Source organism: Pseudomonas sp. TWI923 (assembly GCF_039673365.1).
Taxonomy (GTDB): domain Bacteria; phylum Pseudomonadota; class Gammaproteobacteria; order Pseudomonadales; family Pseudomonadaceae; genus Aquipseudomonas; species Aquipseudomonas sichuanensis.
On sequence record NZ_JBDJLM010000010.1, the window covers coordinates 92,365 to 103,686 of the forward strand.

Annotated in this window: 9 protein-coding genes; 4 read left to right on the forward strand and 5 right to left on the reverse strand. The window is 64.0% G+C overall.

Features of this window, described 5'->3' with window-relative positions; genetic code table 11:
* Positions 1-284 precede the first annotated feature (284 nt).
* From ABE459_RS07230 to mqo, 3 genes are all read left to right on the forward strand, one after another.
* Complete coding sequence (locus tag ABE459_RS07230) at positions 285-1,868, forward strand: methyl-accepting chemotaxis protein (protein WP_323830192.1); 1,584 nt, start codon at positions 285-287, stop codon at positions 1,866-1,868.
* Positions 1,869-2,238: 370 nt separating this feature from the next.
* A complete protein-coding gene (locus ABE459_RS07235) occupies positions 2,239-2,427 on the forward strand; it encodes a YhfL family protein (protein WP_110992320.1) in 189 nt (62 codons plus the stop codon).
* Between the two features lie 345 nt (positions 2,428-2,772).
* Complete coding sequence (mqo, locus tag ABE459_RS07240; protein WP_125465125.1) at positions 2,773-4,410, forward strand: malate dehydrogenase (quinone); 1,638 nt, start codon at positions 2,773-2,775, stop codon at positions 4,408-4,410.
* Between the two features lie 253 nt (positions 4,411-4,663).
* Here mqo and ABE459_RS07245 read toward each other — a convergent pair whose 3' ends face one another.
* On the reverse strand, positions 4,664-4,972 hold the full coding sequence (locus tag ABE459_RS07245; RefSeq protein ID WP_323830191.1) for a helix-turn-helix domain-containing protein: 309 nt from the start codon (positions 4,970-4,972) through the stop codon (positions 4,664-4,666).
* Between the two features lie 78 nt (positions 4,973-5,050).
* On the opposite strand from ABE459_RS07245, the gene xenA reads away from it, so the two are divergent.
* On the forward strand, positions 5,051-6,142 hold the full coding sequence (gene xenA / locus ABE459_RS07250; RefSeq protein WP_125859637.1) for a xenobiotic reductase XenA: 1,092 nt from the start codon (positions 5,051-5,053) through the stop codon (positions 6,140-6,142).
* A 130-nt stretch (positions 6,143-6,272) separates the two neighbouring features.
* Here the strand turns inward: xenA and ABE459_RS07255 are convergent, their stop codons facing one another.
* From ABE459_RS07255 to ABE459_RS07270, 4 genes are all read right to left on the reverse strand, one after another.
* Complete coding sequence (locus tag ABE459_RS07255) at positions 6,273-7,514, reverse strand: FAD-dependent oxidoreductase (RefSeq protein WP_323830190.1); 1,242 nt, start codon at positions 7,512-7,514, stop codon at positions 6,273-6,275.
* 2 nt (positions 7,515-7,516) lie between these two features.
* A complete protein-coding gene (locus ABE459_RS07260) occupies positions 7,517-9,094 on the reverse strand; it encodes an aldehyde dehydrogenase (NADP(+)) (protein ID WP_323830189.1) in 1,578 nt (525 codons plus the stop codon).
* Positions 9,095-9,273: 179 nt separating this feature from the next.
* Positions 9,274-10,221 carry a dihydrodipicolinate synthase family protein gene (locus ABE459_RS07265; protein ID WP_323830188.1) on the reverse strand — a complete coding sequence of 316 codons (948 nt, stop codon included), beginning with the start codon at positions 10,219-10,221 and terminating at the stop codon, positions 9,274-9,276.
* A gap of 41 nt (positions 10,222-10,262) precedes the next feature.
* Positions 10,263-11,189 carry a 4-hydroxyproline epimerase gene (locus tag ABE459_RS07270; protein ID WP_323830187.1) on the reverse strand — a complete coding sequence of 309 codons (927 nt, stop codon included), beginning with the start codon at positions 11,187-11,189 and terminating at the stop codon, positions 10,263-10,265.
* Between the last annotated feature and the right edge of the window lie 133 nt (positions 11,190-11,322).

Consider the following 11,322-nt stretch of genomic DNA (forward strand, 5'->3'; position numbering starts at 1 on the left):
GCATGGTGTTATGTTGTCGAAAATTTCTCTCAGATGTATATTTCTTCGCGAATGATGGCCTAGTGCTATGAATCGCGTCGTTTCAATCCTTCGAATCCCCTCAGGTTTTCCCTTAGTGTTTGCGAAGGCGCATGAATTGCGCGCATTCATCTTTTACGGGCCTTGCTCTATTTCTCTTGCGCCGTCACTTCAGCTGGACCTGACGGTATTCCCTACCTCCTTCAACCGCTGCAGGTTTGGCCGGCGATGGTTGTCTGAAGAACATAGATATAAGGGCTGTGCAGATGTTCGATGCAAGTGTGAAGGTGCTGGCCGATATGAGTGTGAGGTCGAAACTGACCTTGGGCTTTGCACTGGTTTTATTGCTGACCATCATTATCGCGGGCATTGGCTGGGGAGGGTTGAGCGGTCTGGGCGAGCGCAGTGGCAAACTCAGCAGTATTGCCAAGGTCAATGAAGAGGCACGCGAGGTTCGCATTGCACGCCTGAACTACACAGTCTCTCCTGGTGCCGCGCAAGCAACGCTCTTGGTCAAGGCGCTTGATGAACTCAATCTTCGGGTGGATACGCTCGCCAAACTGCTCAGCGACCCGAACGACCTGCGCTGGACCAAGCAGGCAAGTAGCGCTGTCGAACTTTACCGCGCCCACTTCCAGGACTATGCCCGCGCCATCGACGCACACAACGATGCCCAGGCGGCCCAGGCCCTCGATGCCCTGGAGGCCAACCTGAAGAGCCTGCTCGAGGCGTTCGGGCAGTTATCGGATAGCCAGTCGAGCAAGCGTGACAACGAAGTGCAGTCCTTTATCCAGCGGTTGATCGTCGCGGCTGTGCTGGCGCTGATGCTCGGAGTGCTGGCCGCCTGGTCGATCACCCGCCTGATCGTCGTGCCTTTGAAAGAGGTGCTGCAGAGCGTCGAGCGGGTCGCCAATGGCAATTTGAGCCAGGATATCCAGGTATCCCGACGAGATGAGCTGGGTGAACTGCAAGCCAGCATGCAGCGCATGACCCTGAACCTGCGTGGTCTTATCGGTGGATTGCGTGACGGTGTGGTGCAGATCGCCGGTGCAGCCGAAGAACTGTCCACCGTGACCGAGCAGACCAGCGCAGGGGTCAGCAGCCAGAAGGTCGAGACCGACCAGGTGGCGACGGCCATGAACGAGATGGCCTCGACCGTGCAGGATGTGGCGCGCAGTGCCGAGCAGGCATCGACTGCGGCGGTCAATGCCAGCCAGGAGGCGCGCGAAAGCGACGTGGTGGTCAATCAGGCCATCGAGCAGATTACCCACCTGGACGCCGAGGTGGGGCACTCGACGCAAGCCATGGCCGAACTCAAGCGTGAGAGCGACAAGATCGGTACGGTGCTGGATGTGATCAAGTCGGTCGCCCAGCAGACCAACCTGCTGGCCTTGAACGCAGCCATCGAAGCCGCACGTGCCGGTGAGGCCGGCCGTGGTTTTGCGGTAGTCGCCGATGAAGTTCGCAGCCTGGCGCAACGCACTCAGACTTCCACCGAAGAAATTGAAGGGCTGATTGGCGGCCTGCACCGTGGTACGCAGCAAGTGGGCGATATTCTGGAGCGCAGCCGCGAACTGACCAGCAACAGCGTAGAGTTGACACGCCGAGCGGGCACTTCATTGATGAGTATCAGCCGTTCGGTGGCCACCATCGAATCGATGAACCTGCAAATTGCCACCGCTTCGGAGCAGCAAAGCGCTGTGGCCGAGGAAATCAATCGCAGCGTGCTCAATGTGCGCGAAGTCTCGGAACAGACTGCGGCGGCCAGCGAAGAAACAGCGGCGTCCAGCGTAAAATTGGCCCGCCTCGGTGCAGAACTGCAAACGTTGGTGGGCCAGTTCAAGCTCTGATCAGGTGATCGAAGGCCTCTACAACTGGCGGTTGTGCGGGCTTATCTTTCAAGGGGGCAGGTGGAGTGCAGCACAATCGGTAGAGCATTTACCTTGTTTTACCCAGGGCATTCAGGTCTTTACCGATTATCGCTAAATCATCGGCAGAGCATGCTTGAGTTCATTCCAATTGGTACTGAATTCATTACATGCAGTGCGCTGTGCGTCCGCAATAATGCGCTGCTTGAACATGAGTTAGTCGCTGCCGAAAAACTTGCTGGAAGCAGGGCAGTTATTACGAATGCACTATCTGGCTTCTACTCGGGCAACTTTTCCCGTATCATCCGGCGGCCATCAGAATGATGGCGGATCATGGACTAAAGGATTTTTTATGAAAAAGCTGATCAAAGCTACTGTTGCCGTTGCTCTCGTTTCGGGCGTTGCCCTGCTGTCCGGCTGCACCGGCCAAGTCTACAACCAGCCTAAGAACTGCTCGTACGACTACCTGTTCCACCCATCGGTTTCCATCTCCAAGATCATCGGCGGCTGCGGCGCGATCGACAAACTGCCTCAGCAGTAATCTTGGTAGCACCCCGATCGGGTCGTTTGCGACCTGATCCAAGACCCCCGGCCATGGATGTGGCCGGGGGTTTTTGTTTTTGGCGCCCGCCATTGCCCACTGGGGCGTGGCACCTTGTCGCGTGACAACCCACCGCCTTGCGGGTTGCCCCGCAATTTGTTTGTGCTGGCAATTCAGATACAATCCGTAAATCGTTTCAGCCCTGCCGGTCAATCCGACCAAAGGCTGGCGCGTCCAATGCTCTCTAGCTGCTGAACAATGACCACAACAAGCCTGCGCTGAAGAACATGGAACATCTGGGCCAGCCACAGGCCCACCCTCCGTTCTACACACTGGAATTGATCAATGTTCAAGAAAGCTGGCAAGACCTTGCTGGGTCTGGCTGTTGCAGCGAGCTTCATGCAAGCGCACGCAGCAGAGACCAAAAAAGTTGACGTGCTGCTGGTTGGCGGCGGCATCATGAGCTCCACCCTGGCAGTCTGGCTCAACGAGCTGGAACCAAGCTGGTCGATGGAAATGGTCGAGCGCCTGGACGGCGTCGCCGAAGAAAGCTCCAACGGCTGGAACAACGCCGGTACCGGCCACTCCGCGCTGGCCGAGCTGAACTACACCCCAGAAGACAAAGACGGCAACGTCAACATCACCAAGGCCATCGAGATCAACGAGTCGTTCCAGATCTCCCGCCAGTTCTGGGCCTGGCAGGTGCGCCAGGGCGTGCTGAAGAACCCGCACTCGTTCATCAACACCACCCCGCACATGAGCTTCGTCTGGGGCGATGACAACATCAAGTTCCTCAAGAAGCGTTACGACGCGCTGCAGACCAGCCCACTGTTCCGCCCGATGCAGTACTCCGAAGACCACGCGCAGATCGCCAAGTGGGTCCCGCTGATGATGGAAGGGCGTGACCCGAACCAGAAGCTGGCCGTGACCTGGACGCCGATCGGTACCGACGTCAACTTCGGTGAGATCACCCGCCAGTTCGTTGGCCACCTGAAGACCAAAGAGAACTTCGACCTCAAGCTGTCCACCGAAGTGCAGGACATCACCCGCAATGCGGACGGCTCCTGGCACGTCGAGTACAAGAACCTCAAGGACGGTACCGAATCGGCTACCGACGCCAAGTTCCTGTTCATCGGTGCCGGCGGCGGCGCGCTGAAGCTGCTGCAGAAGTCGGGCATCCCGGAAGCCAAGGAATACGCAGGCTTCCCGGTGGGCGGTTCGTTCCTGGTGACCGAGAACCCGACTGTTGCCATGCAGCACATGGCCAAGGCCTACGGCATCGCTTCGACCGGCGCGCCACCCATGTCGGTACCGCACCTGGACACCCGCGTTCTGGACGGCAAGCGCGTCATCCTGTTCGGGCCATTCGCCACCTTCTCGACCAAGTTCCTGAAGAACGGCTCGTACCTGGACCTGCTGGGCAGCACCACGATGCACAACGTGTGGCCGATGACCAAGGTCGGTATCGAACAGTACCCGCTGGTCGAGTACCTCGCCGGCCAGCTGATGCTGTCGGATGATGACCGCTTCGAAGCCCTGCGCACCTACTTCCCGAACGCCAAGAAAGAAGACTGGCGCCTGTGGCAGGCCGGTCAGCGCGTGCAGATCATCAAGCGTGACGAAGAGAAGGGCGGCGTGCTGAAGCTGGGCACCGAAGTGGTTGCCTCCGAAGACCGCACCATCGCCGGCCTGCTGGGCGCCTCCCCAGGTGCATCGACTGCCGCGCCGATCATGCTCAACGTGCTGCAGACCGTGTTCAAGGAAAAGGTGGCTACCCCTGAGTGGCAGGCCAAGATCAAGGAGATCGTCCCGAGCTACGGTACCAAGCTGAACGATTCGGCAGCGGCTACCCAGAAAGAGTGGAACTACACCGCCGAAGTACTGCAGTTGGAGAAGCCGCCAGTGATCGACCAGAGCGTCGGCACCAGCGTTGCGCCAGCCGCAGCGGTCGAGAGCAAGCCTGCTAACGACATGGCGCTGTAAGGCCCTGCTGCTTGCCGGGGAAACCCGGCAACACCAACCACGAGCGTCGCCCCCGGCGGCCTCGTGGTTTTTTGTGCCTGCAGATTTGTACGGGATTGCCCTTTGCAGGAGCGGCCTTGTGTCGCGATAGGGGCGCGCAGCGGCCCCAGGATCTCCAGTCTGGCTCAAGATTGCCGGGGCTGCTGTGCAAGCCCTTTCGCGACACAAGGTCGCTCCTACAGGGACGGTGTCGGCCTACAGAACGCTCGTGGCTTCAGCGCTGCCCGAGAATGCTGCCCAGCAGCCCGGGGAAGCGCCCCTCGAGCTCTTCGCTGCGCAATGAGTTCATGTGCGTGGTCCCCACATTGCGGGTAAACACCAGGCCCGCCTCGCGCAGCACGCGAAAGTGATGGGACATGCTCGACTTCGGCCGCCCGCCATCCAGTTCGCCGCAGCTGGCCTCGGCCACACCGGCCAGGTGGCGGACGATTTCCATGCGCACAGGGTCGCTCAGGGCGTAGAGCAGGCGCTCCAGGGTGAGGTGGTCGGGGGAGGGGTGGGTATAGGTTCGCATGGCCGACATGATAACGGGGTTTCACAAATTGCCATAGTTCGAATATGATCGAACAATCGTAAGTTAACTCACCCCCGGAGTAACCACATGTCCGCCCTGTTCGAACCCTATACCCTCAAGGACGTCACCTTGCGCAACCGCATCGCCATCCCGCCGATGTGCCAGTACATGGCCGAGGACGGCATGATCAACGACTGGCACCACGTCCACCTGGCCGGCCTGGCCCGGGGCGGTGCCGGCCTGGTGGTGGTCGAAGCCACTGCCGTGTCGCCGGAAGGGCGTATCACCCCTGGCTGCGCCGGTATCTGGAGCGATGCCCACGCCCAGGCCTTCGTGCCGGTGGTGCAGGCGATCAAGGCCGCAGGCTCGGTGCCGGGCATCCAGATCGCCCACGCCGGGCGCAAGGCCAGCGCCAATCGCCCATGGGAAGGTGACGACCATATCGCCGCCGACGACGCACGCGGCTGGGACACCATCGCCCCCTCGGCCATCGCTTTCGGCGCCCACCTGCCGAAAGTGCCAAAGGCCATGACCCTGGATGACATCGCCCGGGTCAAGCAGGACTTCGTCGACGGCGCCCGCCGTGCCCGGGATGCCGGTTTCGAGTGGATCGAGCTGCATTTCGCCCACGGCTACCTGGGGCAGAGCTTCTTCTCCGAGCATTCCAACCAGCGTACCGACGCCTATGGCGGCAGCTTCGACAACCGCAGCCGCTTCCTCCTGGAAACCCTGGCGGCCGTGCGTGAAGTGTGGCCGGAGCACCTGCCGCTGACGGCGCGCTTTGGTGTGCTGGAATACGACGGGCGTGACGAGCAGACCCTGCAGGAGTCCATCGAACTGGCGCGGCGTTTCAAGGCCGGTGGCCTGGACCTGCTGAGCGTCAGCGTCGGCTTCACCATCCCCGAGACCAACATTCCGTGGGGCCCGGCCTTCATGGGGCCGATTGCCGAGCGTGTACGCCGCGAAGCAAAACTGCCGGTGACTTCGGCGTGGGGCTTCGGTACGCCGGAGCTGGCCGAAGGGGCGCTGCAAGCCAATCAGCTGGACCTGGTCTCGGTGGGGCGTGCGCACCTGGCTGATCCGCACTGGCCGTATTTCGCGGCCAAGGCGCTGGGCGTGGACAAGGCCTCGTGGACGCTGCCTGCGCCTTACGCGCACTGGCTTGAGCGTTATCGCTGAGTGAATGGGGGCTGCTGCGCAGCCCTTCGCGGGTAAACCCCCTCCCACAGGATCTGAGCAGCCATTCAGGTCGGCGCAGAATCTGTGGGAGCGGGGTTACCCCCGAAGGGGCGCGCAGCGGCCCCCGCTATCAAAACCGATCCAACCGGTAAGCCTCGGGAATCCGCAAACCTTCAATCAACTGCCCCACCCACTGCGCCGTCACCGCCGCCTGGGTCAACCCCAAGTGCTGATGCCCGAACGCCAACAGCACCTTGCCATCCGCCACCCGATCGATCACCGGCAGCGAATCCGGCAACGACGGCCTGAAACCCATCCACGGCGTCGCCCCCTCGGCATCCAGCTCACGCCGGAACAACCCCTTGCTCAACCGATGCAACTGCCACGCCCGCTGCATGCTCGGTGCTGCATCGAGCCCGGCGAACTCCACCGTGCCGGCCAGGCGCAAGCCACCGGCCATGGGCGTCATGATGAACTTGCGCTCCAGCGAGGTGACGGCGAACGGCAGCCGTTGCTGCTCGTTGGGCAGCATCAGGTGGTAGCCGCGTTCGGTGTCCAGTGGGACGCGTTTGCCGGTCAAGCTGTGCACCAGCCTTGCCGAATGCGCACCGCAGGCGATCAGCACCTGGCGGGCCTGCAGGTCGCCCTGGTCACTGTGCAGGGTGACCCTGCCAGCGTGCAGCCGGCCACCGCTTACCTGGCGTCTGGCGAACCGCACACCGGCCGCCTGGGCGGCGTCGAACAGCGCGCCGACCACCCGGTACGGATCGACGAAATGCCCGGTACGCGGGAAGAACAGGCCGCCCTGAAGCGACGGGCTCAACTGTGGCGCTTCGGCGTGCACGGCCTGCGCCGACCAGTAGTCCACCGGCACCGCCTGCTGCTGCAGGCGTGCGCGCAAGGCCTGCAGTGCCGGGCGCGATTCGGCGCGTTCGAATACCAGCAGCGAGCCATCCTCATGCAGCAGGTCAGCACGCCCGATCGAGCCCAGCAAACGCTGCCAGGCGCCCAGGCTTGCCTCGTTGAGCGCGCGCAGGCCGGCCACGCTGCGCTGGAAAGGGGCCGGGCGCAGGTTGAGCAGCAGCCGGGTGAACCAGGGCAACGCCCTGGGCAGGTACTTCCAGTCCAGGCGCAGCGGGCCCATCGGGTCCAGCAGCATGGCCGGCAGGCGCTTGAGGATCGACAGGTCGGCGATGGGGAACACTTGCTCGGTGGCCAGGTGCCCGGCATTGCCCCAGGACGCGCCGTGGCCGGGGGCCTGACGGTCGATCAGCAACACCCGCTTGCCCTGGCGGGCCAGTTGCAAGGCACAGGCGACGCCGACGATGCCGGCGCCGACCACGGCGATATCGGTTTCAGGGGTTTCGAGCATGCCTAGCCTTCCCGTTTGCCGTCGACCAGACGGCGCAGATGCAGCGGGTTGGCGTGTTGCAACTCAGCGGGCAGCAGGGCATCGGGCAGGTCCTGGTAACAGACCGGGCGCAGGAAGCGCAGGATTGCCGCCGTCCCCACCGAGGTGCTGCGGGTATCGGAAGTGGCGGGGAAGGGGCCACCGTGGACCATCGCATCGCACACCTCGACGCCGGTCGGCCAGCCGTTGAGCAGAATGCGCCCGGCCTTGCGCTCCAGGGTCGGCAGCAGATTCCGGGCACTGTCGAAGTCGGCCTCGTCCAGGTGCAAGGTGGCCGTCAGTTGCCCTTCCAGGTGCTCGGCGACCTGGCGCACCTGCGCATCGCTGTCACAGGCCACCACCAATGAGGCCGCGCCAAACACTTCGGCCTGCAAGGCCGGGTCACCCAGGAAAGCCGTAGCCTCGGTCAGGAACAGCTGCGCCTGGCACTGGTTCGGCCCCTGCGGCGCCTGGCCGCTGGCGACCCGTTGGGCGTTGCGGTTATCGGCCAGCGCGGCGATACCGGCGGCGAAGGCTGCGAAGATGCCAGGGGTGAGCATGGTCTGCGCGGCGGTGCGCTGCAGCTGTTCGCCGGCGGCGGCGATGAAGCGTTGCAGCGCCGGGCCCTGGCGGGCGATCAGCAGGCCGGGGTTGGTGCAGAACTGGCCGGCGCCCTGGGTCAGCGAGGCGACGAAACCCTGTGCCAGTACATCGCCGCGGGTTTGCAGGGCGGCGTCGAACAGGAACACCGGGTTGATCGAACTCATTTCGGCGTATACCGGAATCGGTTCCGGGCGTGCCTGGGCGGCCTGGCACAGGGCAACGCCGCCACTGCGCGAGCCGGTGAAACCGACCGCCTTGATGCGCGGGTCGTTGACCAGGCCCAGGCCGATGTCGCGGCCGGCGCCGTACAGCAGGGAGAACACGCCTTCGGGCAGTTCGCACATCTGCACCGCCCGGGCCACCGCCTGGCCGACCAGTTCGCTGGTACCGGGGTGGGCGCTATGGGCCTTGACCACCACCGGGCAGCCGGCGGCCAGTGCCGAGGCGGTATCGCCACCGGCCACCGAAAACGCCAGCGGGAAGTTGCTGGCGCCGAACACCGCCACCGGGCCCAGGGCCACCTGGCGCTGGCGCAGGTCGGCGCGTGGCAATGGTTGGCGCGCGGGCAGGGCGTGGTCAACGCGCACGTCCAGCCATTCGCCGGCACGCACTACCCGGGCGAAGGTGCGTAGCTGGGTGCAGGTGCGTGTGCGTTCACCCTGGATGCGGGCCGCGGGCAGGCCGGTTTCGGCGACGGCCCGGTGGATCAGTTCATCGCCCAATGTTTCGATCTGCTCGGCGATGGTGTCGAGGAAGTTGGCGCGTCGTTCCAGCGGTGTTTCACGGTATTCATCGAACGCCGTCCAGGCCAGGGCACAGGCTTGGGCCAATTGCTCGGCGCTGGCGCCGGCGTAGGGCGGATCGAGTGGTTTGTCGGTGGCCGGGTCGATAGCGCGGATCGCGGCCTGGGTGCCGGTTACGGCGCGCTGGCCAATCAGCAGGTTGCCTGTGAGGGGCATGGGGGCGTCCTTGGTAATTCGAGTTGAGGGCTGGATCTTGCAGGGTGACTGGCTTGAGGCTGCCGGGGGCGCTGCGCACCCCTTTCGCTACACAAGGCCGCTCCTACAGAAAAGCGCGGTCGCCTGTAGGAGCGGCCTTGTGTCGCGATGGGCTGCGCAGCAGCCCCTGGGCCTGACGATCAGGCCAGGTTCTGCTCGGCCGACCAGTTGGCGTACCAGGTGCGGAACAGTGCGTACTGCTGCTCGGCGTAGTGGCGCTGGGCGTCGGTGAGGGCGTCGGTCTCGTTGAAGTGCAGGCTGTATTCGGTATCGCCGTTGAGCACCATCAGATGCTTGTAGTACAGCACCAGGTCGCAGCCTTCATCGAACGACGACAGCACCGCCAGCGCGGCTTCCAGTTCCCGCGCCAGGCGCCGGGCCTTGGCGTCGCCCTTTGCCGCCTGCTTGCTCAGACTCACCAGTTGCAGCACCTGGCGTGGCAGGGCGTTGCCGATGCCGGTGATGGCGCCGGTGGCGTTGCAGTTGACGAAGCCGTGCACCACTTGCGTGTCGACGCCGACCATCAGGGTCACCTCGTCATCCTGGGAGGTGATGTGCTCGGCGGCGTAGCGCAGGTCGGCGGCGCCGCCGAACTCCTTGAAGCCGATCAGGTTGGGGTACTCGCGGCGCAGTTCGAAGAACAGGTCGGCGCGGGTGGCGAAACCGTAGTAGGGGCTGTTGTAGATCACCGCCGGCAGCTTGGGCGCGGCCGCCAGGATCGCCGAGAAGTGATGCTTCTGGGCAATCAGCGATGCGCCACGGGACAGCACGCGGGGGATGACCATCAGCCCGGCAGCGCCGACCTTGGCTGCGTGGGCGGCATGGGCTACCGCCTCGCGAGTGTTCACCGCGCCAGTGCCGACGATGGTCGGGATGCCGGCGGCCACCAGGCGCGCCACGCCTTCCTGGCGCTCGGCCTCGGTGAGCAGCGGCCAGTCGCCCATCGAGCCGCAGTACACCACGGCGCTCATGCCGGCCTCGATCAGCTCGCGGCCCTTGCGCACCAGGGCATCGAAGTCGGGGGCGCGCTGCGCGGTGCAGGGGGTCATCAGGGCGGGCATGCAACCGGTGAAGATGTTGTCAGTCATTGTTGTCACTCCTTGCAGTGTTCGTTGGGAAGAAAGCGGGGTCAGATGCCCCAGGCAAACGGGTCTTGTTCGTCGATCAGCAGGGTGCTGTCGGCGGTCATGTGGGCGCGGCCGGTGATGAACGGGCGGATACGCTCGCCTTCGCGCTCGAAGCGGCCCTGGAACTGGCTGCCGGTGATGCTCGCCTGCACCCAGGCCTGGCCCTCGGCGAGCTTGCCGTCGGCGGCCAGGCACGCCAGCTTGGCGCTGGTACCGGTGCCGCAGGGCGAGCGGTCATAGGCCTTGCCCGGGCACATCACGAAGTTGCGGCTGTCGGCGTGGGCGTCATCGGCGAACAGTTCGATATGGTCGATCGGCGCGCCGTGCTCGCCGGTGATGCCCTGGGTTTCCAGGGCCTTGAGCATTTTCCAGGTGTAGTCGGTCAGGGCCTCGACGTTGTCCAGTTCGATGCGCTGGCCATGTTCGCTGACCAAGAAGAACCAGTTGCCGCCCCAGGCGATGTCGCCGCGCACCGTGCCAAAGCCCGGCACCTCGACCGCCACCTGCTGGCGGTAGCGCCAGGACGGCACGTTGCCGACGGTGACCGCGCCGTCCTCATGCAGGGTGGCGCTGACCTGGCCCACCGGGGTGTCGATCTTGTGCACGCCCGGTTCGATCAGCCCCAGGTGCTGCAAGGAGGCGACCAGGCCGATGGTGCCGTGGCCGCACATGTTCAGGTAGCCGGCGTTGTTGAAGAAGATCACCCCGCAGGTGGCGTCGCTGGAAACCGGCGGGCAGTACAGCGCCCCCACCAGCACATCGTTGCCGCGTGGCTCCAGCAGGCAGGCGCGGCGCCAGTGGTCGTGCAGCTCGCGCAGTTCGTCGCGCTGTTCGGCCATGCTGCGGCCGGTCAATTGCGGGAAGCCTTGCATGACCAGGCGGGTCGGTTCGCCGCCGGTGTGGGAGTCGATGACGTGGATCTGTTTCATGGGCTTGTCCGTCTTCCGATAAGCGAAGTGTTGTGCAGTTGCTGCGGGCCTCATCGCCGGGTACCCGGCACCCACCCCGTCCCCGGTGTAAAAATTGGTTACGCCTTTCCGGCGATAAGGACACCACACATAA